Raw genomic sequence first — 25088 nt, forward strand, 5'->3', positions numbered from 1 at the left:
CGCCGCTCATCGTCCGGCCTCCTGCGTCGTGTTGAGGATGTTCACGCCCCGGAAGAGGGCGGAGGGGCAGCCGTGCGAGACGGCCGCGACCTGGCCCGGCTGGGCCTTGCCGCAGTTGAAGGCGCCGCCCAGGACGTACGTCTGCGGGCCGCCGACCTTCTCCATCGAGCCCCAGAAGTCCGTCGTCGTCGCCTGGTACGCGACATCGCGCAGCTGCCCGGCCAGCCTGCCGTTCTCGATCCGGAAGAACCGCTGCCCGGTGAACTGGAAGTTGTACCGCTGCATGTCGATCGACCAGGACCGGTCGCCGACCACGTAGATCCCGCGCTCCACCCCGCCGATCAGATCCTCCGTGGAGAGCCCGCCGGGATCCGGCCGCAACGACACATTGGCCATGCGCTGTACGGGGACATGGCCCGGGGAGTCCGCGTAGGCGCAGCCGTTGGAGCGGCCGAGGCCCGTCAGCTTCGCGATCCGGCGGTCCAGCTGGTAGCCCACCAGCGTCCCGTCCTTGACCAGGTCCCAGGACTGCGCCTCGACGCCCTCGTCGTCGTACCCGATCGTCGCGAGCCCGTGCTCGGCGGTGCGGTCGCCCGTCACGTTCATCACCGGGGAGCCGTACGCCAGCTTCCCCAGCTGGTCGAACGTGGCGAACGAGGTCCCGGCGTACGCCGCCTCGTACCCCAGCGCCCGGTCCAGCTCGGTGGCGTGGCCGATCGACTCGTGGATGGTCAGCCACAGATTCGACGGGTCGACGACCAGGTCGTACGTCCCCGCCTCGACGCCCGGGGCCCGCATCTTCTCGGCCAGCAGCCCGGGGATGCTCTCCAGCTCCGCGTCCCAGTCCCAGCCGGTCCCGGTCAGGTACTCCCAGCCGCGCCCCGCCGGCGGGGCGATCGTGCGCATCGAGTCGAACTCGCCGGTCGTCGCGTCCACGGCGACCGCGGTGAACTGCGGATGCAGCCGTACCCGCTGCTGCGTGGTGACGGTGCCCGCCGTGTCGGCGTAGAACTTGTTCTCGTGGACGGTCATCAGCGAGGCGTCCACATGCGCCACGCCCGCCGCCCCCAGCAGCCGGCCGCTCCACTCGGCGAGCAGCCCCGCCTTCTCCTCGGCCGGTACGTCGAACGGGTCGACGTCGTACGCCGAGACCCAGCTCCGCTCCCCGTGCACCGGCTCGTCGGCGAGCTCGACCCTCTCGTCCGACCCCGCGGCGGCGATGACCTTGGCCGACAGCTTCGCCATGGCCACGGCCTGCGAGGCCACCCTCGCCGCGGCGTCCATCGTCAGATCCACGCCGGAGGCGAACCCCCACGCCCCGCCGTGCACCACCCGCACCGCGTACCCGAGGTCGGTGGTGTCCGACGAGCCGGCGGGCCGGGCGTCCCGCAGGCGCCACGTGGCGCTGCGCACCCGCTCGAAGCGGAAGTCGGCGTGCACGGACCCGAGCGCCCGCGCGCGGGCGAGCGCCGCGTCGGCGAGGGGCCGTAGCGGGAGGGCCAGGAACGACTGATCTACCTCATGGGGCACGGGCGGCCTCTCCTCTGCGTTCGCATACCCTCGGATCGTTTACGAGGCAGTGAAGCACGGCCGCGGCGGGGTCGCGGCCGAATTCCGGGCCACGCGCGGGGGCGGACCGCCCGGTGGCGCGAGGCCCCGTCGTGGCGTGCCGGGCCGGGTGCGTCTCTGTAGGAACCCCACAGTGACCGGGGGAAGGCGCTGTCAGGGGCCGATTCCTCGCGGAGGGCACGGTACCGATAGGTTTTCGATGTACCAGACCGCTAAGGAAAGGGTGATCCGTTGAGCCGCTCGGTTCTCGTCACCGGAGGAAACCGGGGCATCGGCCTCGCCATCGCCCGAGCTTTCGCCGACAACGGCGACAAGGTCGCCATCACCTACCGGTCCGGCGAGCCGCCCCAGGCGCTCACCGAGGCCGGTGTTCTCGCGGTCCGTTGCGACATCACCGACGCCGAACAGGTGGAGCAGGCCTACAAGGAGATCGAGGAGAAGCACGGCAACGTCGAGGTGCTGGTGGCCAACGCCGGTATCACCAAGGACCAGTTGCTGATGCGGATGTCCGAGGACGACTTCACGTCCGTGCTCGACACCAACCTCACCGGCACCTTCCGGGTCGTCAAGCGCGCCAACCGCGGCATGCTGCGCGCCAAGAAGGGCCGCGTCGTCCTCATCTCCTCGGTCGTCGGCCTCCTCGGCTCGGCGGGACAGGCCAACTACGCCGCGTCCAAGGCCGGTCTGGTCGGCTTCGCCAGGTCACTGGCACGCGAGCTCGGCTCGCGGAACATCACGTTCAACGTCGTCGCGCCCGGCTTCGTCGACACCGACATGACGCAGGCGCTCACCGAGGAGCAGCGCAAGGGCATCGTCGCCCAGGTGCCGCTCGCGCGCTACGCGCGGCCTGACGAGATCGCCGCCGCAGTGCGCTTCCTCGCCTCCGACGACGCGTCGTACATCACTGGAGCCGTCATCCCCGTTGACGGCGGATTGGGCATGGGTCACTGATCACCATGAGCGGAATTCTCGACGGCAAGCGCATCCTCATCACGGGGGTGCTGATGGAGTCGTCCATCGCGTTCCACACCGCCAAGGTGGCCCAGGAGCAGGGCGCGGAGATCATTCTGACCGCCTTCCCGCGCCCCACGCTGACGGAGCGCATCGCCAGGAAGCTGCCCAAGCCGGCCAAGGTCATCGAGCTGGACGTGACCAACGCCGAGCACCTGGACCGGCTCGCCGGTCTGGTGAAGGAGGAGCTGGGCTCGCTCGACGGCGTCGTCCACTCCATCGGCTTCGCGCCGCAGGACGCGCTCGGCGGCAACTTCCTCAACACCCCGTTCGAGTCGGTCGCCACGGCGATGCACGTCTCGGCCTTCTCGCTGAAGTCGCTCGCCATGGCGTGCAAGCCGCTGATGAGCGAGGGCGGTTCGATCGTCGGCCTGACCTTCGACGCGCAGTTCGCCTGGCCGCAGTACGACTGGATGGGCCCGACCAAGGCCGCGCTGGAGGCCACCTCCCGCTACCTCGCCCGTGACCTGGGCAAGGACGGGCTGCGTTGCAACCTGGTCTCCGCCGGACCGCTCGGCTCGATGGCCGCCAAGTCCATCCCGGGCTTCGGCGAGCTCGCCAGTGTGTGGGACACCCGTTCCCCGCTGGCGTGGGACATGGCCGACCCGGAGCCGGCCGGCCGCGCCATCGTCGCGCTGCTCTCGGACTTCTTCCCGAAGACGACGGGCGAGATCATCCACGTCGACGGTGGCGTGCACATGATCGGGGCCTGACCTCCCGCGCATCCCGGCCGCGCACCGCCTCCCCGGAGGCGGTGCGCGGCCTTTTTCCTTGCCCTGCCGGGCCTCCCGGCGCTCAGGTCGAAAAGCTGGTCGATTCACCGCAGAATGTGGAGGAACCGGACTTCTGGTCAGGCTGAGGGGAGGAGATCGCTGTGCGCGGCACACGTCACCGAACCCGGTCCCTGCTGGTGGCTTCCTCCGTCGTCGCCGGGCTGCTCGTGCCCGTCGGCCTGTACGCGGCGGGCCACGTCGGGGCCGCAGACGCGGCCGCGCCCCCCGCGGCCGACCCCGGCCCCTCCGGCGCCGAATGCCGTACGTCCGTGACGGGCTCCCGGGTCGTGGCCTACTGCCACAACCCGTACCCCTCCACCGACCGCGTCCAGCTCCACACCGAGTGCGCCCGCTGGTGGGACATCGACGCCGACTCCAAGCCGGTCGCCGTCGGACCGGGCCGGACCGTACGGCTGGACGACCGGTGCTGGAAAGAGGTCGGCTCCGCCTGGATCACGCACGCCGACGAGACGCACGAAGCCGAGACGTCCTGAGGGCAGTCCCGTCATCCGTGGCGGGCGCACGACCACGGCTACGGCACCTCGCCCCCCTGTCGGAACGCCCCGGTACGTCCAGGGTGCCGACTCCCCTCCGCCTCGTGACGCGCCGCATCCGACGCCGTGCGCCGACCCACCGGGATCACGGGGCAAGCCCTCGGGCAACGCCCCGGGGCCGGGCCCCGCGCCGCTCCGGCGCGCCCGGCCTCCCCGGCAGGCGGGATCGGGCAGGCTGACCACGGCCAGGGTTCCTCCCAACCGCCCTGACGAGGAGCGGTCGTGGACGAGTGCCTGGCCCCGGACCCGTGCCCGAGCCCGCCCCCGGCGCGCGCGTCGGCGGATCCGGCCGGGCGCGGCCGCTCCCCACGGTCTCCGGGGCCCTCGCCGCGGCTGCTGCCGTGCCTGGTGGCAGTCGCTGCGGTCTGCGTCGCCGTGCAGTTGGCCCTCGTCCTGCCGGGATCGGGCCTCGGGTGGGACGAGACCGTCTACGTCAGCCAGGCCGGAGGCGATACCCCGGCCGCGTTCTTCAGCGCTCCGCGCGCCCGCGGCACCTCCTATCTGGTCGTTCCGGTCGCCGCCCTCACCTCGTCCACGACCGCCTTGCGGGTCTACCTCGCCCTGCTCTCGGGCGCCGCGCTCGTCGGAGCCTTCCGGGTCTGGCGCACCCTGCTGCCCGGCCGTGTCCTGGTCTGCGCGGGAGCCCTGTTCGCGACCCTCTGGCCGGCCCTGTTCTACGGATCCATGGCCATGCCGAACCTGTGGTGCGCCCTGGGCGCCCTGGCCGCCACCGGGTGGGTCGCGCGCGCCGTGCTGCGCGGGGCGGGCCGGGCCGAGCTCCTCGGTGCGGGGGCGGCGGTGGCCGTCGTCGTGCTGATGCGGCCGGCCGACGGAGCGTGGCTGGCCCTGCCGCTGCTGCTGGTCACGGCGGTCCGGCCGCGGATGTTCGCCGCGCTGGCCGCAGGGCTGCTCGCGGGCGCCGCACCGTGGATCGTGGAGGCGTTCGCGCACTACGGGGGGCCACTCACCCGGCTGGAGCGGGCCGGCGAGATCCAGGGCGGGCTGGGCTGGAACATGGCGGTGGACGACCAGGCCAAGGCGCTGGAGGGGCGCACCCTCTGCCGCCCCTGCGCCATCCCGTGGCGGAGGCCCGGCACGGCCGTGTGGTGGCTACTGCTGCCGTTCCTGGCCGCCGGCGGGGCGGTCGCCGCACGCAGAGCGGGCCGGGGCGCGGCGATCCTCCTGGCGACCGGGACGGGCCTCTCCCTGGCGGTGCCGTACCTCTTCCTGATCGAGTACGCCGCACCGCGCTTCCTGCTGCCCGCCTACGCGCTGCTGTCCCTGCCGGTGGCGGAGTGCCTGGTGCGCCTGTACGCCCGGGCGCGCCGTCCCGCCGGACGGCCGGGGCGGACCGTCGCGGGCCGGTGGCGCGTCGTCGCGCTCGCCGCCGTCCTCGCCGCGCACCTGGTCGTGCAGCTCCAGGTGCTGAGCCGGGTGTCCGCGAGCAGCCATTCGACCAGCGCGGACTTCGCGGCCGTCGCCGCCGCGCTCCACCGCAACGGCATCCGCCCGCCCTGTGTGATCAGCGGCGAGCGGGCGGTCCCGATCGCCTACTACGCGGGCTGCGCCTCGCGGCAGACCGCCGGGCACGACGGGAGCATCACCCCGGCAGGTCTCGTGGACGCCGCACGACGGGTCCCGACGGCTGTTCTCGTCGCCGGCGGAGGCCCCCGGCCGGTGTACGCCCCCTCCGTGCCGCCCGTCTTCCTGGCGGAGACCCGGGGCGCGGGCACGTACAGCGGCTATCTGTTCCCACCGCCCGGCAGCCTCCCGGTCCAGGCCCGCCCGGGTCCGTGACGCGGCCGGGCCGGCCGCACCGGCACGCCGCCCGGAGAGCGGCACGAGGCCCACCGGCGAACGGACGCGCGGACGGCGGCGGATCCGACGAGCGCGTCAGACCCGGTCCACCAGGCAGCTCAGCGCATGGCTCGCGGCCTCGGCCGCCGCCGTCTCGGCGTCGCCGGCCCGGATCGCCTCGACGAGCCGGCCGTGGTCCATGAGGTTCTCCGACCGCAGTTCATGACCGATGTCGACCCGGAGATAGTCCCGCAGCAGATCCCCCAGGTCGGCGTAGAGCCCGGTGAGCACCTCGTTGTGCGAGGCGGCGACCACGGCCAGATGCAGCGTCGCGTCCGCCGCCACGAAGGCCTCGGCGTCCTTCGCCGCCCAGGTCTCCTCGCGGCGCCGCATGAGCGCGTCCAACTGCTTGAGGTCCCGGTCGGTGCGCCGGACGGCTGCCAGGCGCGCCGCCGACGACTCCAGGGTCGAGCGCAGCTCGGCCACATGGCGCGGATCGGCGGACGCGAACCGGCGGTGCATCACGCCGGCCAGCTCACTGACGGCCACCACGTAGGTGCCCGAGCCCTGCCGGATGTCGAGCAGTCCGTTGTGCGCGAGCGCGCGCACCGCCTCGCGGACGGTGTTACGGGCCACCCCCAGCTGCTCGACCAGTTCGGGCTCGGTGGGGATGCGCGAACCCACGGGCCACTCGCCCGACGTGATCTGGTTCCTCAGCTGGGCAATCACCTGGTCGGCGAGTGCCGAACGCCGCGGGGACGTCAGCGCCATGGTGCTCCTTGCTCGGGTGTGCGGCGGGGCGGTGGGCTGTCCCGCCGTCTCGCGGAGGTATCCGGATCTTCTCAGAGGATTGGACAAGCAATCATCCCATGATTCTATGATGGCCCCATGCATGACGACGCAACCACTCCCCGGACCCCCACCAGGACTCTGGATCAGGCCGCCCCGGCGGCCGCCCGCATCGAGGTGCCCGCCCGGGAGACCGGCCCCGCCCCCTGGGTGCTCCGCCTGGTCGTCGTCGGGCTCGTCCTCACCGCGCTCAACCTCCGTCCCGCCATCACCAGCCTCGGCGCCCTCCTCGAAGAGGTGCGCGACGGGCTGCACATGAGCGGCAGCGTCGCCGGCGTACTCACCTCCGTACCACCGCTCTGCTTCGCGGTCTTCGGCGTCATGGCCCCGCGCCTGGCCCGCCGCTTCGGACCGGGCGCGGTCGTCTGCGCGGGCATGGTCGCCATCACCGCGGGGCTGGTCATCAGGCCCCTCGTCGGCGGCACGGCAGGCTTCCTCGCCGCGAGCGCGCTCGCCCTGATGGGCATCGCCGTCAGCAACGTCCTGATGCCGGTGATCGTCAAGCGCTGGTTCCCGGACCGCGTCGGCTCCATGACCGGCCTCTACTCCATGGCTCTGGCCCTCGGCACCTCGCTGGCCGCGGCCGTGACCGTCCCCATGACCGAGGCGATGGGCGGCAGTTGGAAGGCCGGCCTGGGCGTCTGGGCAGCCCTCGCCGCCGCCGCGATCCTGCCCTGGATCCCACTGGTACGGGACCGCAGCGGCGCCGCCGGACACCCCGCGGCCCAGCACACGGAAGCTCCCGCACTGCGGATCACCCGCAGCCGCACCGCCTGGGCCCTCGCCTGCTTCTTCGGCCTCCAGGCCACCGCCGCCTACATCACCATGGGGTGGATGCCCCAGATCTTCCGCGACGCCGGCGTCTCGGCCGGCACGGCGGGAGTCCTGCTCGCCGTCACGATGGCCATGGGCGTGCCGCTCGCCTTCGTCATCCCGAGGGTCGCCGCCCGGATGAGGAACCAGGGCCCGATCGTCGTCTTCCTCGGCGCCTGCGGCCTCATCGGCTACGCGGGCCTCTACCTCGCCCCGTCCGGCGGGGCCTGGGCCTGGGCGCTGCTCCTGGGCATCTCGAACTGCGCCTTCCCGCTCGCCCTCACCATGATCGGCATGCGCTCCCGCAGTGGCGCCGGAGTGGTCCGGCTGTCCGCGTTCGCCCAGTCCACCGGCTACCTCATCTCGATCCCCGGCCCGCTCCTGGTCGGCGTGCTCTACCAGCACAGCGGCGGCTGGGGGCTGCCCATCGCCCTGATGGCGGCCCTGATGGTGCCCCAGATGGTGGCGGGAATCATGGCCGGCCGGGACCGGACGATCGAGGACGAATGCTGAGATGCGAGACTGGGGCCATGTCTCCTGTGCTCGATCCGAATCCCCAGAACGGTCAGAAGAAGCTGCTCCTCGTCTTCGGGACGATGCTGCTGATCACGGTCGTCGTCGGCATCATCGCCTCCATCGCCTCCCCGTGACGCACGGCTCCCTGTGCGAGGGGGTGGGGCCAGCCCCACCATCCCCTAGGGGGTCAGTGTCAGGGTGAAGTGGGTGGGTCACCGGATGGGGGCGGCGCCCCCGCGTCCGTAGGTTCTGGGTATCGGAATCCAGCACCCACGGAGGCGGACATGCCGACCCGCACGCACACGCGCTCCACTCGCCCGGACGCGGCCGGTGTCGAGGTCCGGCTGCCGTGGTGGGCCGTCGCGCTGCCCGCCGTGGCCTTCGGCGCGCTCCTCCTGCTGATGGCAGGACCCGGCCAGGCGCACGCCGCCACGGGCGACCCGGCGGTCGGCCGGTTGCTTGAGCGAATCGTGGCGCTGCTGACCCGCTGACGTCCGGCGGCCGGGGCGGAGGAGCCCTCCAACACCCTGCGCCAGCTGGCACATTTCATGCGAAGCTGAGGTGTATGAGCGTCGATACACCTCGCAGGATCGTCCTTCTCAGGCATGCAAAGGCGGAATGGTCGCAGGACTCCGACCATGAGCGGCCGCTCGCGGAGCGCGGGCGCAAGGACGCCCCCGTGGCAGGCCGCAGACTCGTCGATTCCGGGATCGTCTTCGATCTGGCCCTCTGCTCGACCGCGGCCAGGACCCGCGAGACGTGGAAGCTGGCCGTGCACGAGATGCCGGAGCGCCCCAGGACCGTGTACGAGGAGAGGCTCTACGAGGCCTCGCTCGGCGAGCTGATCGCGCTGATCAACGAGACCCCCGACGACGTCCGCGATCTGCTGGTGATCGGCCACAACCCGGGCATGCACGCCGTCGCCGACGCCCTGTCGGGCACGGCGGAGGGCGACGCCCTGGCGCGGATGAACCGTGGCGGCTTCCCGACCGCCGCCTTCGCCGTGGTCGAGATCCCCGGCACCTGGAAGAGCGTGGAGCACGGCGTCGGCAAGCTCGTCGAGTACTGGACCCCGAACGACTGAACCGCCCCGGCTCACGACAGGGCCCGGGTGCGCACGCCACGGCGTGCGCACCCGGGCCCTGTGTGCGTGACGGGCGGGCGTCCCTACTCGACGAGGCCGTCGGCGGCCTCGACCTCCTCGCGGGTGATGCCGAGCAGATAGAGCACGGTATCCAGGAACGGCACGTTCACCGCGGTGTGCGCGGCCTCGCGGACCACCGGCTTGGCGTTGAAGGCGACGCCGAGTCCGGCGGTGTTCAGCATGTCCAGGTCGTTCGCCCCGTCACCGATGGCCACCGTCTGCGCCAGCGGCACCCCGGCCTCCGCGGCGAAGCTGCGCAGCAGCCGGGCCTTGCCGGCCCGGTCGACGATCTCGCCGGTCACCCGGCCGGTGAGCTTCCCGTCGACGACCTCCAGGGTGTTGGCAGAGGCGAAGTCGAGCCCGAGCCGCTCCTTGAGGTCGTCCGTCACCTGCGTGAACCCGCCCGAGACGACGCCCACTTGGTAGCCGAGGCGTTTCAGCGTACGGATCAGGGTGCGCGCACCAGGTGTCAGCCGTACGTCGGCGCGCACCTTCTCCACCACCGACACGTCCAGTCCGGCCAGCAGCGCCACCCGCGCGTGCAGCGACTGTTCGAAGTCGAGCTCACCGCGCATCGCCTGCTCGGTCACCGCGGCGACCTCGGCCTCGCAGCCGGCATGGGCCGCGAAGAGCTCGATGACCTCGTCCTGGATGAGCGTCGAGTCGACGTCCATCACGACGAGCCGCTGCGCCCGCCGGCTCAGCCCGGCCGAGACGACCGCCACGTCGACGCCGATCCCGGCGGCCTCGACGGCCAGCGCGGTGCGCAGCGCCTCGGTTCCGGTGCCGGACACCGCGAACTCGACGGCGGTGACCGGATACTTCGCCAGCCGGAAGATCCGGTCGATGTTCCCGCCGGTCGAGGTGATCCTGGCCGCTATGGCGGCGGTCGACTCCGCCGTGAGCGGGTGCCCGAGCACCGTCACATGGGAACGGCCGTCGCCGCGCGGGCGGTTGTCGCCCGTACCGGAGATGATCTCGGCCTGCAGCTTCAGCGACTCCGCCCAGCTGTGCACCGTGGCCCGCAGGTCGCCCTCGGTGGTCCCGCCCGCGGTCGGGGCGGTGACCAGTGCGCACAGGACGATGCGGCCACGCGTGACGACCTGCTCGATGTCGACGACGTCGACCGAGTAGGCGGCGAGGGTGTCGAAGAGCCCGGCGGTGATTCCGGGCCGGTCCTTCCCGAAGATCTTCACGAGAAGGGTGGGCGTGTCTGCGTCCCGACGTGACTCCGGAGGCTCAGGAGACAGCGAGGACTGAGGGGGCTGAGATGCGCTCATGGTGTTCCCACCGTATCGGTCCGGGGGGCGCGCCCGACGGCCCGTCCCGAGGACCGGACAGCGACCCGGCACCCGCCTTATCCGTGGTTGTCGCGATCTGTCATTGATCATGGTCATCTGTCGCGGTAGGCGACCGTTCGGACCGGGTCGTTCGCAACGGTGCGGTCTCGGTTCGGTCAACCTCCCGCCCGGCTTTCGTATCGGGGACTGCTCCTGGAATAGTTCCCCACGATGTTCAGCATCCCTAGACTCCCTGCAACGGGGGTAATTCGGGGGACAACTAGTGGGGCGCGGAGTGCCGGAACTCGTACTGGAATTGAATGGCAGGACCTGGACGCTCGATCCGTCCAGGTCGTACACCCTCGGACGCGATCCGCAGGGCGACATGACGATCGACGACGCCAGGGTGTCGTGGCGGCACGCCACGATCAGCTGGAGCGGGCACAGTTGGTTCATCGAGGACCACGGCAGCACCAACGGCACGTATGTGCACGGCCAGCGGGTCCACCAGATGGAGATCGGGCCCGGTTCCACCGTGAACCTGGGCAACGCCACCGACGGACCCCGGCTGAGCCTCAGTGGCGCCGATGTGTACAGCGGACAGGCTGCCGGGGGTGCCCAGGCGGCTCCCGTCCAGCAGCCGCCGCAGCAACCGCACCAGGCGGCCCCGCAGCAGGGCGGGCCGGGCGGGCAGCAGCCGCCCGTCCCCCAGCAGGGCTGGCCGCAGCAGCCCCATGTGCCGCAGCAGGGCATGGCACCGGCTCCGCACCACGGCGGCCCCGGCGGCGCGGCGGGGGCGCCGCCGATGTACGGCGACCGGAGCCCCACCACGTTCCACCAGCTGGATCTCGGCCGGGTGATGCGGATCGGCCGTGCGCTGGAGAACGAGCTGGTCGTCTCCGACCTCCAGGTCTCGCGCCACCACGCCGAGTTCCACGCGACGCCCGACGGCCGCTTCGAGATCCGGGACCTCGGATCCCACAACGGCACGTACGTCAACGGCCAGCCGCTGTCGAAGTCCGGCTCCGCGCTCATCGGCCCGAACGACATCGTCGGCGTCGGCCACTCGACCTTCCGGCTGGTCGGCGACCGGCTCGAGGAGTTCGTCGACACCGGTGAGGTCTCCTTCGCCGCCCGCCACCTCACGGTGACGGTCGACGGCGGCAAGCAGATCCTCAAGGACGTCTCGTTCGGCGTCCCGGAGAAGTCGCTGATCGGTGTCATCGGCCCGTCCGGCTCTGGAAAGTCCACCCTGCTCAAGGCGCTCACCGGCTACCGGCCCGCCAATCAGGGCGACGTCCTCTACGACAACCGGAACCTGTACAAGCAGTTCGCCGAGCTGCGCCAGCGCATCGGTCTGGTCCCGCAGGACGACATCCTGCACAAGGAACTGACCGTCACCCGGGCCCTCAAGTACGCCGCCAAGCTCCGCTTCCCCGCGGACACCACGGAGGCCGAGCGCCAGGCCCGGATCCAGGAGGTCCTCGCCGAGCTCAAGCTCGACATCCACAAGGACAAGAAGGTCACCTCGCTCTCCGGCGGCCAGCGCAAGCGCGTCTCGGTGGCCCTGGAGCTGCTGACCAAGCCGTCGCTGATCTTCCTGGACGAGCCCACCTCCGGCCTCGACCCGGGCATGGACCGCGACGTCATGCAGCTGCTGCGCGGACTGGCCGACGACGGCCGTACCGTCCTGGTCGTCACGCACTCGGTCGCCGAGCTGGCCATCTGCGACAAGCTCCTGGTGATGGCGCCGGGCGGCGCCGTCGCCTACTTCGGTCCGCCGGAGGAAGCGCTCAACTTCTTCGGCTACGGCACCTGGGCCGACGTCTTCTCGGCGTTCGAGAACTACCGCGACTACGACTGGGCGGGACGCTGGCGCGGTTCGCAGCACTACCAGATGTACGCCGCGGACATCGACGCCGTCGCCGCACAGCCCGTGCACATGCCGCCGCACCAGCAGATGCGCCCGCCGAAGCCGCAGGGCTGGATGACGCAGCTGTGGACGCTGATGCGCCGCTACGTCTCGGTCATCGCGTCCGACAAGGGCTTCATGGGCCTCATGGTGATCCTGCCCGCGGTGCTCGGCATCGTCAGCGTGGTCATCCCCGCGGACTTCGGCCTCGCCCCGCCGAAGCCGCCGTCGCGGTTCAACGGCGACGCCGGAACGATCATGCTGATCCTGGTGATCGGCATGACCTTCTCCGCCGCGGCCAACTCCGTACGAGAGCTGATCAAGGAACGTGTGATCTACGAACGGGAACGGGCCACCGGCCTCTCCCGCTCGGCCTACCTGATGTCCAAGGTGATCGTGCTCGGCGTGATCACGGCCATCCAGGGCGTCATCATCTGCGGCATCGGCTTCGCCACCCGCGATCTGCCCGCCGAGGGTCTGATCATGCCGCCGGCCGTCGAACTCTGCGTGACGATCATCGCGCTCGGCTTCACCTCGATGATGTTCGGCCTGGTGATCTCCTCGCTGGTGAAGACCTCCGAGAAGACCATGCCGCTGCTGGTCATGTTCGCGATCGTCCAGGTCGTCTTCACCGGCATCCTCTTCCAGGTGTACGGATCGCCGGGCCTGGAGCAGTTCGCCTGGCTGATGCCGTCCCGCTGGGCCATCGCGGGCGCGGGCTCCACGCTCGACCTCGCGCACCTGATGCCGCCGTGGGACCAGAAGAACCCCACGGACCTGGACCCGCTCTGGGAGCACTCGGCCGGCCAGTGGGGGATCAACATCACGGTGCTGCTGGTGCTCGGCATCATCTGCGGCTTCGCGGTCGCGCGCCTGCTGCGCCGCCACGAGCCCGAGGTCATGCGCAAGTAGCGGGGCGAGCCCCTGCGCACCGCACGACTACGCCGCGCACGACGGCGCACAGCACGACGCCGAAGGGCGGCACCCCGCGGGGTGCCGCCCTTCGGCGTGGTCCGGAACTGCTCAGTACGCGCTGTTGACGTTGTCGATCGAGCCGTACTTGTCGGCGGCGTAGTTGGCCGACGCGGTGATGTTGGCGACCGGGTCGTACTGGGTGTGGGGGGTGCCACCGACGTGGTAGGCGTCGAACGTCGGCTTGATGATCTGGAGCAGACCGATCGACGGAACACCGTTGATCGCGTTGATGTCCCAGTCGTTGATGGCGTTCGGGTTGCCGCTGGACTCACGGATGATGTTGCGGTGCAGCCCGTCGTACGTGCCCGGGATGCCCTTGGCCTTCATGATGGCGAGGGACTCCTTGATCCAGCCGTCCAGGTTGTTCCCGTACACGTGGGTACGGGCCTCGGAGCGGCTGGCGGCGTGCGAGCTGCGCTTTTCGGCGGCCTTCTTGGCCTTCCACTTCGCGGCGGCCTTCTCCTTGGCCTTCTTGGCGTCGGCCTTGGCGACGGCGTCGACCTTCGCCTGCACGGCGGCGGCCTTCTTGGCCTTCGCGGCTTCGATGGACTTGACCATCTGCTCGGCGGAGGAGTGCTGCTCGATGAGGCTGGCCTGGATGGTCTTGGCCTGCGGGGCACTGGCGGCGGAACCGAACACGACGGGGGAGGCGGAGAGTGCCTGCGGCTCGGTCTCGGCCGCGGCGTTACCGGGTACCAGGGACAAGGAGAGGGCAGCGGCGGCGACGGCGGAGATGCCGACGGCGGAGAGCTTCTGGGTCTTGTTCAGGTTACGGAGACGGCCGGAAATGCTGGACGCGGACATACAGGCATACCTCTTCGAATCGCGGAAGGTCCTCACGGAGGACGAAGACGGGAGACGTTTTCGCATCTCCGTCGGGGACGATTGCAATTGTTAGCGGCGGAAAAACGCCGTGGCAAAGGTGTGACGTACGAAGCCGGGTAGTGGAACAGGATGCCGTTGGACGCCGCAGATCCCTGCTCATGACCACCCAAATCGCCCTTATCGCTCCACTAGGTGGCTTCGTAAGTGACGTGGGTCCTATGCATGGCCTCACATCGGGCGGGTAACAAACTCACCGTCCGTTGCTCCAGCAATGCGGAATGTGAACGTCCGGATCGAGGTGGTCCGATGGGCCCCGCGGGCCGCTCCCCGGGCCCGCGGGGGAGCGGCCCGTCGCGAGGTCCTAGTCCCTCCGGCCTGGTCAGGGGCCGTCCACAGGCGGATACGGGGCGAGCGGGCCGCCGGTACCGTGAGGCCATGAGTCATCGCCCACCGTCGGGCCTCGCGGCGGTCAGTGCCGCGCTGCTCGCCATGAGCCGGCACCTCGAAATGCGGGACGTCCTGAAGACGATCGTCGCCTCGGCCCGCGAACTGCTGGACGCCGAGTACGCGGCCCTCGGGGTCCCCGACGACCACGGAGGCTTCGCCCAGTTCGTCGTCGACGGCGTCAGCGACGAGCAGTGGAAGGCCATCGGCCCGCTTCCGCGGCAGCACGGCATCCTCGCCGCGATGCTCCACGAGGCGAAGCCCGAGCGCCTGGCCGACGTCCGCAAGGACCCCCGCTTCGAGGGCTGGCCCGCCGCCCACCCCGACATGTCCGACTTCCTGGGACTGCCGATCAGGGACGGCGACGACGTCATCGGCGCCCTCTTCCTCGCCAACAAGCGCTGCCCGAAGCCCGAGGGCGGCTGCGGATTCACCGCGGAGGACGAGGAGCTGCTGGGGATCCTCGCCCAGCACGCGGCGATCGCCCTCACGAACGCCCGGCTCTACGAGCGCAGCCGCGAGCTCACCATCGCCGAGGAGCGCTCCCGCCTCGCCCACGAGCTGCACGACGCGGTCAGCCAGAAGCTCTTCTCCCTGCGGCTCACGGCCCAGGCGGCCGCCACGCTGGTCGACCGCGACCCGGCCCGCGCCAAGGGCGAGCTCCAGCAGGTCGCCGCCCTGGCGGCGGAGGCCGTCGACGAACTGCGCGCCGCGGTCGTCGAACTGCGTCCCGCCGCACTCGACGAGGACGGCCTCATCGCCACCCTCCGTACCCAGATCCAGGTCCTGGACCGTGCCCACACGGCCCGGGTCACCTTCGCGAGCGCGGGGGTGCGGGCCCTGCCCGCCGCCCAGGAGGAAGCGCTGCTCCGGGTCTCCCAGGAGGCCCTGCACAACGCCCTGCGCCACTCGGGGGCCGCGCACGTCGACGTCACCCTCACCCGCCGCGACGGAGACACGGTGCTACGGGTCACGGACGACGGCTGCGGCTTCGAACCGGCGGCCACCCGCCAGGCGGGGCGGCATCTGGGCCTGGTCTCGATGCGCGACCGGGCGAGCGGTGTCGGCGGCAGGCTCACCGTTGAATCGGCGCCCGGCAAGGGCACCACGATCGAGATGGAGGTGCCCGGTGGCTGACAAGCTCATCAGGGTGCTGCTGGTCGACGACCACCAGGTGGTCCGCCGCGGCCTGCGCACGTTCCTGGAGATCCAGGACGACATAGAGGTCGTCGGCGAGGCGTCCGACGGAGCCGAGGGCGTGGCCAGGACGGAGGAGCTGCGACCCGACGTGGTGCTGATGGACATCAAGATGCCGGGCACCGACGGTATCGAGGCCCTGCGCAGGCTGCGCGAGCTGGAGAACCCGGCCAGGGTCCTGATCGTCACCAGCTTCACCGAACAGCGCACCGTCGTCCCCGCCCTGCGGGCCGGAGCCTCCGGCTACGTGTACAAGGACGTCGACCCGGACGCGCTGGCCGGCGCCATCCGCTCGGTGCACGCGGGCCATGTCCTGCTCCAGCCGGAAGTGGCCGGCGCGCTGCTCGCCCAGGACGACCCGGGTACGGGGACGGGCCGGGGGAGCACCCTCACCGAACGGGAGCGGGAGGTCCTCGGCCTGATCGCCGACGGCCGGTCCAACCGGGAGATCGCACGGGCCCTGGTGCTCTCCGAGAAGACCGTCAAGACACATGTCTCGAACATCCTGATGAAGCTGGACCTGTCGGACCGCACCCAGGCGGCCCTCTGGGCCGTCCGGCACGGAGCGGCGGGCTGAACAGGCGACCGAAACACCGCGTCATCCTCCGGGTGCCGATTTCACACTCCCGTGTGTACGTCACCCGTACGGCGCATCCTCTTTCGGTCAGGGGCGTTCTCCACGGCGTGCTGCGGCGGACGGCCGCAGCGACGCTAGGAGGATCCTGAAGTGAAGAACCTGAAGAAGGCTGCCGCCGTCACCATGATCGCCGGCGGCATCATCGCCGCCGGCGCCGGCGCGGCCTCCGCCACCGGTCACAGTGGCGCCGGCGCCCACGGTGTCGCGGCCCACTCCCCGGGCGTGGCCAGCGGCAACCTCGTCCAGGTCCCGGTCCACGTCCCGGTGAACGTGGTCGGCAACACCGTCAACGTGATCGGCCTGCTCAACCCGGCGTTCGGCAACTTCGGCCTGAACGGCTGACGCGCCGCACCCGCGGTGATGCCGCCGTCCGGTCCCCCCGGGGAACCGGCCGGCGGCATCACGCCGTCCGCCCCTCCCACACGCCCCGGGCTCCCGGACCAACCGGTGGACCGCCCCGGAACCGCGCCGCCCGCACTACCGCGCCCGCTCCTCCACATACGCGTTGTACGCGGCCACCTGCGCCCGCCGGGCCACCCGCTCCACCGGCCGCAGCGCCTCACCCCGCGCCGCCATCTCCGACGCGCTCACCGCGCCGCCGTGCCCGTTCTCGTACGCCACCGAGACCAGCAGCCCGACCCGCTGGGCCAGCTCCAGCACCCGGACCGCCCGCGGCGGATACCCCGGGGCGAGCACCTCGCGCCCCCGCTCCGCCCGCGCCCGGTACGCGTCCACCGCCGCTTCGGCCACCGGCCCCGACCCCGCCACATCGAGCCGTGACAGCATCGCCGTCGCATCCCGCAACGCCTCGGCGAGCTCCCGCTCCGCCTCGCCCAGCGAGGGCACATCGGCCGGCGGCGCCTCCCGCACCGCCAGGCACTGCCAGGCCACGTCGACGTGGAGATCCCCGGCAGGCCCCGCCTCCCGTACCTCGGGCACCAGCCCGTACGGCGCACCGTAGGTGACCACGGCCTCCTCGGCCTCCAGCGCCCGGGCGTTGAACTCCGCGGGACCGCTGAGACCCAGCAGGTGCCCGGGAACCGGCAGCGCGACCCGGAAGCCCGTCACCCCCAGCGTCCGCAGCCGGCCCAGCGCGAGCGTGAGCCCGACCGGCCCCGCCTCACCCGGCAGTCCCTCGACGCGGTGCACCGCGTCCTCCCCGACAATGGCCAGCGCCGCGTCGTCGGGCGACACGAGTCCGGCCAGCAGCGCGTTGCCCCAAGCGGCCAGCAGGCCTGAGCGTGGTTCCGAAAGCATGGCGACAGCCTAGGGAACGGACCCGGGCCCTGTCCTCACCCTCCCCGGACCCGCCCCCGGGCCGGACGGGACGGTGCGGCAAGTGCCCGACGACGGGCCCAGCGCCTGAAGCGCTCGCGCAGTGGCGTAGGTTTTCCCTGGGAGCTGTGCCCACAGGCACGCGACGATCTCGAGACTGCATGGGGAGACAACGCGCTCATGAGCGATGTACTGGAGCTGGTGGACGTATCCGTGGTCCGCGACGGACGCGCTCTGGTGGACGACGTCTCCTGGTCGGTCAAGGAGGGGGAGCGCTGGGTCATCCTCGGCCCGAACGGCGCCGGCAAGACCACCCTCCTCAACATCGCGTCCAGCTACCTCTTCCCGACCAAGGGCAGCGCCACGGTCCTCGGTGAGCAGCTCGGCGGCGTCGGCACCGACGTCTTCGACCTGCGCCCCCGCATCGGCATCGCGGGCGTCGCCATGGCCGAGAAGCTGCCCAGGCGCCAGACGGTCCTGCAGACGGTGCTCACCGCCGCCTACGGCATGACCGCCACCTGGAACGAGAACTACGACAAGGTCGACGAGGACCGCGCCCGCGCCTTCCTCGACCGGCTCGGCATGACCGAATACCTCGACCGGAAGTTCGGCACCCTGTCCGAGGGCGAACGCAAGCGCACCCTGATCGCCCGCGCCATGATGACCGACCCCGAGCTGCTGCTCCTCGACGAGCCGGCCGCCGGTCTCGACCTGGGCGGCCGCGAGGACCTCGTCCGCCGTCTCGGCCGGCTGGCCCGTGACCCGTACGCGCCCTCCATGATCATGGTGACCCACCACGTCGAGGAGATCGCCCCCGGCTTCACCCACGTCCTGATGATCCGCCAGGGCAAGGTGCTCGCCGCCGGTCCCATGGAGACCGAGCTCAGCTCCCGCAACCTGTCCCTCTGCTTCGGCCTGCCGCTCGTCGTCGAGCACCAGGGCGACCGCTACACCGCACGCGGACTGCCGCTCGCCTGAGGGGCGTTGGCCGGACCGCCTCCGTACCCGACCGCTTGCGCACTGTCCCCGGAGGGACTCGCGGTCATACGATGACCACGTGGACATCGACGCGTGGGTGTGGTGGCTGATCGGCGCGGTGGGACTGGGCATCCCCCTCGTCCTGACCGCGATGCCCGAGTTCGGCATGTTCGCCGTCGGGGCGATCGCCGCGGCGGTCGTCGCGGCTCTCGGCGGCGGAATCGTGGCCCAGGTCCTGGTCTTCGTCATCGTCTCGGTGGCACTGATCGCCGTGGTCCGCCCGATCGCCAACAGGCATCGCGCCGACCGGCCCGGGATCGCCACCGGTATCGACGCCCTGAAGGGCCGTCAAGCCGTCGTCCTGGAACGGGTCGACGGCAGCGGCGGCCGGATCAAACTGGCCGGAGAGATCTGGTCGGCCCGCGCCCTCGACGCCGAGTTGAGCTTCGAACCGGGCCAACAGGTCGATGTCGTCGACATCGACGGGGCCACGGCCGTCGTCATGTGAGCGAACAGCCCCCACAGCAGCGCCCGTTCTGCGAGACTCGATGTCGATCATCATGGAAACCGGACCGGCAGGACAACCGACCTGACCCACGGCCCATACGATCTCGACCTCGCTCATCGCGATCCGTCGGCAACCGAAGGGCACGAGGAAACGATGCAACCGATCATCATCGTCCTGATCATTCTGGTGGTGCTCGTCTTCATCGCTCTGATCAAGACGATCCAGGTCATCCCCCAGGCCAGCGCCGCCATCGTGGAACGCTTCGGCCGGTACACCCGCACCCTCAACGCAGGCCTGAACATCGTCGTCCCGTTCATCGACTCGATCCGCAACCGGATCGACCTCCGGGAACAGGTCGTGCCCTTTCCGCCGCAGCCGGTGATCACCCAGGACAACCTGGTCGTCAACATCGACACGGTCATCTACTACCAGGTGACCGACGCCAGGGCGGCGACGTACGAGGTCGCCAGCTACATCCAGGCCATCGAGCAGCTCACCGTCACCACGCTCCGCAACATCATCGGCGGCATGGACCTGGAGCGGACCCTGACCTCCCGCGAGGAGATCAACGCCGCGCTGCGCGGAGTCCTCGACGAGGCCACCGGCAAGTGGGGCATCCGCGTGAACCGCGTCGAGCTGAAGGCGATCGAGCCGCCCACCTCCATCCAGGACTCGATGGAGAAGCAGATGCGCGCCGACCGGGACAAGCGCGCGGCCATCCTCCAGGCCGAAGGTACGCGCCAGTCGGCGATCCTCACCGCGGAGGGCGAGAAGCAGTCCGCGATCCTGCGCGCCGAGGGTGAGGCCAAGGCGGCCGCCCTGCGCGCGGAGGGCGAGGCCCAGGCGATCCGTACGGTCTTCGAGTCCATCCACGCCGGCGACCCGGACCAGAAGCTCCTCTCGTACCAGTACCTCCAGATGCTGCCGAAGATCGCCGAGGGCGACGCCAACAAGCTCTGGATCGTGCCCAGCGAGATCGGTGACGCCCTCAAGGGGCTCAGCGGCGCCTTCGGCAACCTCGGCACCGGCATGCCCGGCTTCAACACGGGCAGCACCGACAAGGAACGTCGCGAGGAACCCCCGGTCGACTGACGTGTACATCCCCCGTGCATGATCAGTGCACCAAGCACCGACCATGCACGGGGGATTCGGTATGACCATCTGGGAGATGCTCGCGGTCTTCGTCGCGGGCGTCAGCGCGGGCACGATCAACACGATCGTCGGCTCGGGAACGCTGATCACCTTCCCGGTCCTGCTCGCCACGGGCCTGCCCCCGGTCACCGCGACGGTCTCCAACGCGCTCGGGCTGATCCCCGGCTCCATCAGCGGCGCGATCGGCTACCGCAAGGAGCTCCGAGGACAGCGCCGCCGCGTCCTCAAGCTCTCCGCCGGCGCCCTGATCGGCGGCCTCACCGGCGCGACCCTGCTGCTGAAGCTGCCCTCCACGGCCTTCGAGACCATCGTCCCGGTCCTCGTCGCCCTCGCCCTCGCCCTGGTCATCCTGCAACCACGCATCAGCAAAGCGGTCCAGCGCCGGCGCGAGCACACCGGCACCACCGCCCGCCCCGACGGCGGCCCGCTGCTCTTCGTCGGCCTGATGCTGGCCAGCGTCTACGGCGGCTACTTCACCGCCGCCCAGGGGATCATCTACCTCTCCCTGATGGGCATGCTGCTCGACGACACCATGCAGCGCCTCAACGCCGTGAAGAACGTCCTCGCAGCCGTCGTCAACAGCATCGCCGCGCTCTTCTTCCTCTTCGTCGCGGACTTCGACTGGACGGCCGTCGTCCTGATCGCCGTCGGCTCCGCGCTGGGCGGCCAGATCGGCGCCAAGATCGGCCGCCGGCTCAGTCCCACGTTCCTGCGCGGCCTCATCGTCACGGTCGGTACGGTCGCCATCGTCCAGCTGCTGCTCCGCTGACGCGGTGAAGCCCGCTCCTCACGGAAGCGGGCTTCCTCTGCGTCACCCGGCGTACGGCGGCTACGCCGCGGACTGCGCCAGCCACTCCGGCAGCGCCGACCGGTCGACGGCTCCCAGGGCCAGCAGCATGGCGTCCGCGGGCGACGGCACGAACGGCTGCCTCAGCAGCGGCATCCCCGCCTGCTCCGGCGTACGCGCCGCCTTGCGGTGGTTGTCCTCGGCGCAGGAAGCCACGGTGTTCAGCCAGGTGTCCTGCCCTCCCTGGGCCCGCGGCACCACGTGGTCGACGGTGCTCGCCCGGCGCCCGCAGTACGCGCACCGGTGCTGGTCCCGGATCAGCACACCCCTTCTGGACCACGGGGCCTGTCTTCGGAACGGCACCCGCACGTACCGGCAGAGCCTGATCACCCGGGGCACCGGAATGTCCACGGCGGCACCGCGCATACGGAGATCGGGGTGCGACTGCTCGACAACTGCCTTGTCCTGAAGAATCAGCACCACCGCACGGTTCAGCGTCACCGTCGACAGCGGCTCGAAGCTCGCGTTCAGTACCAGCGTGTCCCGCATTTCGCCCACCTCCCGTGTGCCGCCCGCCCCCTGGCAGGCCCGGATCAACTCTGGCCGGGCAGGCCGTGATGGACAACGCAATAAAAAATGCCCTGCCCTGATCTCTCCAAGACCAGGGCAGGGCAAACAGCGGTGGAACCTTTTGCTTCACGCGCTCTCGGCGGGCTCCGCGTACTCACCGATCAGCTGGGCGCGGCCCAGCGTGTGGAACCGCAGGTTGAAACCGACCACTGCGGGAGACGCGTCACTGTCGGGACCGAGCTTCTCGCTGTCCACCGCGTACACGGTGAACACATAGCGGTGGTTCTCGCCGGCCGGCGGAGCGGCTCCGCCGAACTCCTTCGACCCGTAGTCGTTACGGGCCTGCACGGCGCCCGCGGGCAGTCCGTCGAACGTCCCGCTGCCCGCGCCCGCCGGCAGCTCCGTGACCGACGCCGGGATGTCGAAGACCACCCAGTGCCAGAACCCGCTGCCCGTCGGGGCGTCCGGATCGAAGCACGTCACGGCGAAACTCTTCGTCCCCGCCGGGAATCCCTCCCACCGCAGCTGCGGCGAGGTGTTCCCCGCCGCGAACACCTGCGCGTCCGCAAGCACGGCCCCCGGGGCCAGGTCCTCGCTCACCACGGTGAACGAAGGCACCTCGGGATGGAAGTCATGCGGAAGCGGGGCCCTCTTAGGCTCGGTCACGTCAGCACCTCTCCTGATCGGTTCTGCTCTCGGAAGGTTCCGGAAGGTTCCGGAAGGTCTCCTTCCCTCCGACCCTAGAGCCAGTTGCGCTGCCCGCCGACCTGCGCCAGCCACTGGTTCAGGTACGCCGTCCAGTCGGTCCCCCGGAAGTCGTTCAGACCGACCTTGAACGCCCGGTAGGAGTCGCTGCCCTCACTGAAGAGCCCCGGCTTCTTGTCCATCTCCAGTACGACGTCCATCTCGCGGTCGTCCGCGACGAACGTCAGCTCGACCTGATTGAGCCCCCGGTACTGCGACGGCGGGAAGAACTCGATCTCCTGGTAGAAGGGCAGCCGCTGACGGGTGCCACGGATGTGCCCGCGCTCCATGTCGGCGCTGCGGAAGCCGAAGCCCAGCTGCCCGAAGGCGTCCAGGATGGCCTGCTGCGCCGGCAGCGGGTGCACGTTGATCGGGTCCAGGTCGCCCGAGTCCAGCGCCCGGGCGATCTCCAGCTCCGTGGTCACCCCGATGTTCATGCCGTGCAGGTGCTGGCCCGCGAACATCGTGATCGGCGTCTCCCACGGGATCTCCAGCCCGAACGGCACGACGTGCACCGCTCCGGCCCGCACCTCGAACGCGCCGCCGAGCCGCAGCTTGGTGAACTCGATGTCCTGCTTGGTCTCCTGGTCCTGGCCCTCGACCTCGACCCGGGCCTGCAGACCTACGGAGAGCCCCTCGATCTGCTGGTCCACGGATCCGCCCTGGATCCGCACCTCGCCCTGCACCACCCCGCCCGGTACGACGTTGAGCTCGGTCAGCTCCGTCTCCACCGAGGCGCCACCGGCACCCATGCTCGCGAGCAGCCGCTTGAAGCCCATGTTTTCTCCTCCTAGGTCCTGACCCCTACATACGCGCCATGACCGTAACCGGTTCCCGGTAACCTCGAACGTCATGATCAAGGGCCAGGACCGTACGCCGCTGACGCGGGAGTTCTTCGACCGCCCCGTGCTGGAAGTGGCACCGGATCTCCTGGGCCGCACCCTGGTCCGCAGCACACCGGACGGCCCGATCGAGGTGCGCCTCACCGAGGTGGAGGTGTACGCGGGGGAGATCGACCCCGGCTCCCACGCCTTCCGCGGCCGGACGCGGCGCAACGGCGTCATGTACGGACCGGCCGGCCACGCGTACGTCTCCTTCACCTACGGCATGTCAAGGCAGTCAGCATGAACGTCGATCTCCTCGCCCACCCTGCCGAAGAAGTCGCCCCCAAGCTGCTCGGGAGTGTACTCACCTGCAAGATCCCGGAGGGAACGGTGAGCATCGCCATCACGGAGACCGAGGCGTACTCCGGCGCGGCGGACCCTGCTTCTCACGCCTACCGAGGTCGGACCCCCCGTAACGAGGTCATGTTCGGACCCGCAGGACACCTGTACGTGTACCGGTCCCACGGTCTCCACTGGTGCGCCAACGTCGTCACCGGGACGGACGGCATCGCCTCGGGCGTCCTCATCCGGGCAGGCAGGGTCGTCGAGGGGGAAGACCTGGCACGCAAACGACGAGGGGAGAGGGTCGAGAGCCCACGCCTTGCCCGAGGCCCGGGGAACTTCTGTCAGGCTCTCGGCATTACGGGAGAGCACAACGGCGCGGACCTCCTGACAGGTACCTCGGTCGTGCTGTCCGAGGGGGAGCCGGTACCTGCCGCGCTCATCCAGGCTGGTCCTCGGGTAGGCGTGAGCATGGCCCACGACTGGCAACACCGGTTCTACCTCACCGGTGATCCGACGGTCTCGGCCTACCGACTGAGCCCGCGAGCCAAACCGTCAACCGAAGCCTGACCCGCCGTGCGCCTCTCTGACGGCCCGCCGTGCCCGTGTTGCGCTCGGGGTCGCTCAGGTAGCGGACCAGCGCACGGAATACGCCCTCGGAGACGATCGCCTCCCAGTTGCCCGCGCCGGTCTCCTCGGCCCGCCGCACGCGCTTCCCGTCCGGCTTCTCGACCCACTGCGAGTACGTCTGGATTCCCGCGCTCCTCGGCTTCAAGAGGACCATCCGGAGGTTCGAGCCGGGCCACTCCTTGCCGTGCGGCGGTAGCAGCCCTCGCGTGTGCCGCCCGGACCAACGACATACATGCCTAGTGAGTTACCTACGGCATGTGGCACTGCACCTGGTGTGCGGCCCGGAGGGCGTGGCGAGCGGTGTCATCCTCAGAGCCGGTGAGATCAGTGAGGGCGCCGACCTCACCCGCAAACGTCGGTTCTCGGCCCGCAATGACCGAGAACTGGCCAAAGGGCCGGCCCGCCTGGCGACGGCCCTGGACATCGACCGGACCCTCGACGGCACCGATGCGATCGCCCACCCGGGTGCGCAGCTCTCGGTGCTGCACGGCACCCCGCCACCCCGCGACCAGGTACGCAGCGGCCCGCGCACGGGGGCGGGCGGCGACGGGGCCACGCACCCGTGGCGCTTCTGGATCGACGGCGACCCCACAGTGAGCACGTACCGCGCCCACGCGCCCCGCCGCCGGCCAACTTGACTCGCCCTTGGGGGACGCCTAATGTAGTCCGAGCCGCTTTACCCGGGTACAGCTCCTGGTTCGGTCCATCGGATCGCACGCCGAGCAATCCCGGAGCGGCCAACCACTACTACGACTCACCCTTCAGGGTGCGAATTTCGGCGTGCCGAAATTCGGTCGCGTGACTTGATTATGAGTCACCGGGGAAATCGGCTAAAGTAGTGAACACGCCGAAAGGGAAAACGCGAAAGCGAATTCCTCGAAAGCAATCCCGCTTCGACCGGGAATCGGACACGAAAGAGTCTGATAGAGTCGGAAACGCAAGACCGAAGGGAAGCGCCCGGAGGAAAGCCCCAGAAAATGTT

26 protein-coding genes and 2 pseudogenes are annotated in these 25088 nt (G+C 70.5%); 19 read left to right on the top strand and 9 right to left on the bottom strand.

Features of this window, described 5'->3' with window-relative positions; translation table 11 throughout:
- Window positions 1–6: 6 nt before the first annotated feature.
- Entirely contained in the window at window positions 7–1530 is a 1524-nt protein-coding gene (locus ACGFZA_RS38295) for a TldD/PmbA family protein (protein WP_393685318.1), read from the bottom strand.
- Between the two features lie 270 nt (window positions 1531–1800).
- Between ACGFZA_RS38295 and fabG the strand changes: the two genes are divergently transcribed.
- From fabG to ACGFZA_RS38315, 4 genes are all read left to right on the top strand, one after another.
- Window positions 1801–2520 (top strand): 3-oxoacyl-[acyl-carrier-protein] reductase, encoded by a 720-nt coding sequence (gene fabG / locus ACGFZA_RS38300; RefSeq protein ID WP_385280662.1) that lies wholly within the window; start codon window positions 1801–1803, stop codon window positions 2518–2520.
- 5 nt (window positions 2521–2525) lie between these two features.
- The gene (fabI, locus tag ACGFZA_RS38305; RefSeq protein WP_385280660.1) at window positions 2526–3293 is read left to right on the top strand and encodes an enoyl-ACP reductase FabI; all 768 of its coding nucleotides are present in this window, start codon (window positions 2526–2528) and stop codon (window positions 3291–3293) included.
- A gap of 161 nt (window positions 3294–3454) precedes the next feature.
- Window positions 3455–3847, top strand: a complete 393-nt coding sequence (locus ACGFZA_RS38310) for a hypothetical protein (protein WP_385280658.1) — start codon at window positions 3455–3457, stop codon at window positions 3845–3847.
- Between the two features lie 408 nt (window positions 3848–4255).
- On the top strand, window positions 4256–5704 hold the full coding sequence (locus ACGFZA_RS38315) for a hypothetical protein (protein ID WP_393685321.1): 1449 nt from the start codon (window positions 4256–4258) through the stop codon (window positions 5702–5704).
- Between the two features lie 96 nt (window positions 5705–5800).
- Here ACGFZA_RS38315 and ACGFZA_RS38320 read toward each other — a convergent pair whose 3' ends face one another.
- The gene (locus ACGFZA_RS38320; protein ID WP_385280654.1) at window positions 5801–6475 is read right to left on the bottom strand and encodes a FadR/GntR family transcriptional regulator; all 675 of its coding nucleotides are present in this window, start codon (window positions 6473–6475) and stop codon (window positions 5801–5803) included.
- Window positions 6476–6592: 117 nt separating this feature from the next.
- Between ACGFZA_RS38320 and ACGFZA_RS38325 the strand changes: the two genes are divergently transcribed.
- The 4 genes from ACGFZA_RS38325 to ACGFZA_RS38340 all read left to right on the top strand — a co-directional run bounded on the left by ACGFZA_RS38325 (window position 6593) and on the right by ACGFZA_RS38340 (window position 8966).
- Window positions 6593–7879, top strand: a complete 1287-nt coding sequence (locus tag ACGFZA_RS38325) for a CynX/NimT family MFS transporter (protein WP_393685323.1) — start codon at window positions 6593–6595, stop codon at window positions 7877–7879.
- A gap of 26 nt (window positions 7880–7905) precedes the next feature.
- Window positions 7906–8016 (top strand): SGM_5486 family transporter-associated protein, encoded by a 111-nt coding sequence (locus ACGFZA_RS38330; protein WP_326740547.1) that lies wholly within the window; start codon window positions 7906–7908, stop codon window positions 8014–8016.
- A 150-nt stretch (window positions 8017–8166) separates the two neighbouring features.
- Window positions 8167–8373: a hypothetical protein gene (locus ACGFZA_RS38335; protein WP_393685325.1), complete on the top strand. Its 207-nt coding sequence runs from the start codon at window positions 8167–8169 to the stop codon at window positions 8371–8373.
- Window positions 8374–8447: 74 nt separating this feature from the next.
- Window positions 8448–8966 (top strand): SixA phosphatase family protein, encoded by a 519-nt coding sequence (locus ACGFZA_RS38340; RefSeq protein WP_385280645.1) that lies wholly within the window; start codon window positions 8448–8450, stop codon window positions 8964–8966.
- 83 nt (window positions 8967–9049) lie between these two features.
- Here ACGFZA_RS38340 and serB read toward each other — a convergent pair whose 3' ends face one another.
- Window positions 9050–10306, bottom strand: coding sequence for a phosphoserine phosphatase SerB (gene serB / locus ACGFZA_RS38345; protein ID WP_385280642.1), 1257 nt, complete (start codon window positions 10304–10306; stop codon window positions 9050–9052).
- Between the two features lie 283 nt (window positions 10307–10589).
- Between serB and ACGFZA_RS38350 the strand changes: the two genes are divergently transcribed.
- A complete protein-coding gene (locus ACGFZA_RS38350; RefSeq protein ID WP_385280639.1) occupies window positions 10590–13130 on the top strand; it encodes an FHA domain-containing protein in 2541 nt (846 codons plus the stop codon).
- 111 nt (window positions 13131–13241) lie between these two features.
- On the opposite strand, the gene ACGFZA_RS38355 is transcribed toward ACGFZA_RS38350, so the two are convergent.
- Entirely contained in the window at window positions 13242–13997 is a 756-nt protein-coding gene (locus ACGFZA_RS38355; RefSeq protein ID WP_385288812.1) for a transglycosylase SLT domain-containing protein, read from the bottom strand.
- Between the two features lie 456 nt (window positions 13998–14453).
- Between ACGFZA_RS38355 and ACGFZA_RS38360 the strand changes: the two genes are divergently transcribed.
- From ACGFZA_RS38360 to ACGFZA_RS38370, 3 genes are all read left to right on the top strand, one after another.
- Window positions 14454–15599 carry a GAF domain-containing sensor histidine kinase gene (locus tag ACGFZA_RS38360; protein ID WP_385288808.1) on the top strand — a complete coding sequence of 382 codons (1146 nt, stop codon included), beginning with the start codon at window positions 14454–14456 and terminating at the stop codon, window positions 15597–15599.
- A complete protein-coding gene (locus tag ACGFZA_RS38365) occupies window positions 15592–16236 on the top strand; it encodes a response regulator (RefSeq protein ID WP_385288805.1) in 645 nt (214 codons plus the stop codon). Before ACGFZA_RS38360 ends, ACGFZA_RS38365 begins: the two co-directional genes overlap by 8 nt.
- A gap of 150 nt (window positions 16237–16386) precedes the next feature.
- A complete protein-coding gene (locus ACGFZA_RS38370) occupies window positions 16387–16638 on the top strand; it encodes a chaplin family protein (protein WP_219572718.1) in 252 nt (83 codons plus the stop codon).
- Between the two features lie 135 nt (window positions 16639–16773).
- Here the strand turns inward: ACGFZA_RS38370 and ACGFZA_RS38375 are convergent, their stop codons facing one another.
- Entirely contained in the window at window positions 16774–17553 is a 780-nt protein-coding gene (locus ACGFZA_RS38375) for a hypothetical protein (protein WP_385288801.1), read from the bottom strand.
- 198 nt (window positions 17554–17751) lie between these two features.
- On the opposite strand from ACGFZA_RS38375, the gene ACGFZA_RS38380 reads away from it, so the two are divergent.
- The 4 genes from ACGFZA_RS38380 to ACGFZA_RS38395 all read left to right on the top strand — a co-directional run bounded on the left by ACGFZA_RS38380 (window position 17752) and on the right by ACGFZA_RS38395 (window position 20978).
- A complete protein-coding gene (locus ACGFZA_RS38380) occupies window positions 17752–18549 on the top strand; it encodes an ABC transporter ATP-binding protein (protein ID WP_362557206.1) in 798 nt (265 codons plus the stop codon).
- 79 nt (window positions 18550–18628) lie between these two features.
- On the top strand, window positions 18629–19057 hold the full coding sequence (locus tag ACGFZA_RS38385; protein WP_385288798.1) for an NfeD family protein: 429 nt from the start codon (window positions 18629–18631) through the stop codon (window positions 19055–19057).
- Window positions 19058–19210: 153 nt separating this feature from the next.
- Window positions 19211–20149 carry an SPFH domain-containing protein gene (locus ACGFZA_RS38390; RefSeq protein WP_385288795.1) on the top strand — a complete coding sequence of 313 codons (939 nt, stop codon included), beginning with the start codon at window positions 19211–19213 and terminating at the stop codon, window positions 20147–20149.
- Between the two features lie 61 nt (window positions 20150–20210).
- Entirely contained in the window at window positions 20211–20978 is a 768-nt protein-coding gene (locus tag ACGFZA_RS38395; RefSeq protein ID WP_385288792.1) for a sulfite exporter TauE/SafE family protein, read from the top strand.
- 60 nt (window positions 20979–21038) lie between these two features.
- On the opposite strand, the gene ACGFZA_RS38400 is transcribed toward ACGFZA_RS38395, so the two are convergent.
- From ACGFZA_RS38400 to ACGFZA_RS38410, 3 genes are all read right to left on the bottom strand, one after another.
- Entirely contained in the window at window positions 21039–21545 is a 507-nt protein-coding gene (locus tag ACGFZA_RS38400) for an HNH endonuclease (protein WP_385288790.1), read from the bottom strand.
- Between the two features lie 147 nt (window positions 21546–21692).
- Entirely contained in the window at window positions 21693–22232 is a 540-nt protein-coding gene (locus ACGFZA_RS38405; RefSeq protein WP_393685333.1) for a YbhB/YbcL family Raf kinase inhibitor-like protein, read from the bottom strand.
- 74 nt (window positions 22233–22306) lie between these two features.
- Window positions 22307–23089: a sporulation protein gene (locus ACGFZA_RS38410; RefSeq protein ID WP_385288785.1), complete on the bottom strand. Its 783-nt coding sequence runs from the start codon at window positions 23087–23089 to the stop codon at window positions 22307–22309.
- 73 nt (window positions 23090–23162) lie between these two features.
- Between ACGFZA_RS38410 and ACGFZA_RS38415 the strand changes: the two are divergent.
- Both ACGFZA_RS38415 and ACGFZA_RS38420 read left to right on the top strand, forming a co-directional pair.
- Window positions 23163–23420, top strand: a pseudogene (locus tag ACGFZA_RS38415) (DNA-3-methyladenine glycosylase); the annotation flags it as partial.
- Between the two features lie 14 nt (window positions 23421–23434).
- Complete coding sequence (locus tag ACGFZA_RS38420) at window positions 23435–24046, top strand: DNA-3-methyladenine glycosylase (RefSeq protein WP_385288782.1); 612 nt, start codon at window positions 23435–23437, stop codon at window positions 24044–24046.
- Here ACGFZA_RS38420 and ACGFZA_RS38425 read toward each other — a convergent pair.
- Window positions 23979–24260, bottom strand: coding sequence for a hypothetical protein (locus tag ACGFZA_RS38425; RefSeq protein ID WP_385288779.1), 282 nt, complete (start codon window positions 24258–24260; stop codon window positions 23979–23981). The two genes, ACGFZA_RS38420 and ACGFZA_RS38425, sit on opposite strands and share 68 nt — an antisense overlap.
- Window positions 24261–24352: 92 nt before the next feature.
- Here ACGFZA_RS38425 and ACGFZA_RS38430 point away from each other — a divergent pair.
- Window positions 24353–24744, top strand: a pseudogene (locus tag ACGFZA_RS38430) (DNA-3-methyladenine glycosylase); the annotation flags it as partial.
- Window positions 24745–25088 lie beyond the last annotated feature (344 nt).

The sequence above is a fragment of the Streptomyces sp. NPDC048211 genome, assembly GCF_043202315.1.
Taxonomy (GTDB): Bacteria; Actinomycetota; Actinomycetes; order Streptomycetales; family Streptomycetaceae; genus Streptomyces.

Excerpts from the sequence above, each read along its gene's own strand:
- fabI (WP_385280660.1), top strand. The coding sequence starts at position 2,526 with ATGAGCGGAATTCTCGACGGCAAGCGCATCCTCATCACGGGGGTGCTG.
- ACGFZA_RS38320 (WP_385280654.1), bottom strand. The coding sequence starts at position 6,475 with ATGGCGCTGACGTCCCCGCGGCGTTCGGCACTCGCCGACCAGGTGATT.
- ACGFZA_RS38325 (WP_393685323.1), top strand. The coding sequence starts at position 6,593 with ATGCATGACGACGCAACCACTCCCCGGACCCCCACCAGGACTCTGGAT.
- ACGFZA_RS38335 (WP_393685325.1), top strand. The coding sequence starts at position 8,167 with ATGCCGACCCGCACGCACACGCGCTCCACTCGCCCGGACGCGGCCGGT.
- ACGFZA_RS38340 (WP_385280645.1), top strand. The coding sequence starts at position 8,448 with ATGAGCGTCGATACACCTCGCAGGATCGTCCTTCTCAGGCATGCAAAG.
- serB (WP_385280642.1), bottom strand. The coding sequence starts at position 10,306 with ATGAGCGCATCTCAGCCCCCTCAGTCCTCGCTGTCTCCTGAGCCTCCG.
- ACGFZA_RS38355 (WP_385288812.1), bottom strand. The coding sequence starts at position 13,997 with ATGTCCGCGTCCAGCATTTCCGGCCGTCTCCGTAACCTGAACAAGACC.
- ACGFZA_RS38360 (WP_385288808.1), top strand. The coding sequence starts at position 14,454 with ATGAGTCATCGCCCACCGTCGGGCCTCGCGGCGGTCAGTGCCGCGCTG.
- ACGFZA_RS38375 (WP_385288801.1), bottom strand. The coding sequence starts at position 17,553 with ATGCTTTCGGAACCACGCTCAGGCCTGCTGGCCGCTTGGGGCAACGCG.
- ACGFZA_RS38380 (WP_362557206.1), top strand. The coding sequence starts at position 17,752 with ATGAGCGATGTACTGGAGCTGGTGGACGTATCCGTGGTCCGCGACGGA.
- ACGFZA_RS38390 (WP_385288795.1), top strand. The coding sequence starts at position 19,211 with ATGCAACCGATCATCATCGTCCTGATCATTCTGGTGGTGCTCGTCTTC.
- ACGFZA_RS38395 (WP_385288792.1), top strand. The coding sequence starts at position 20,211 with ATGACCATCTGGGAGATGCTCGCGGTCTTCGTCGCGGGCGTCAGCGCG.
- ACGFZA_RS38400 (WP_385288790.1), bottom strand. The coding sequence starts at position 21,545 with ATGCGGGACACGCTGGTACTGAACGCGAGCTTCGAGCCGCTGTCGACG.
- ACGFZA_RS38410 (WP_385288785.1), bottom strand. The coding sequence starts at position 23,089 with ATGGGCTTCAAGCGGCTGCTCGCGAGCATGGGTGCCGGTGGCGCCTCG.
- ACGFZA_RS38420 (WP_385288782.1), top strand. The coding sequence starts at position 23,435 with ATGAACGTCGATCTCCTCGCCCACCCTGCCGAAGAAGTCGCCCCCAAG.
- ACGFZA_RS38425 (WP_385288779.1), bottom strand. The coding sequence starts at position 24,260 with ATGGTCCTCTTGAAGCCGAGGAGCGCGGGAATCCAGACGTACTCGCAG.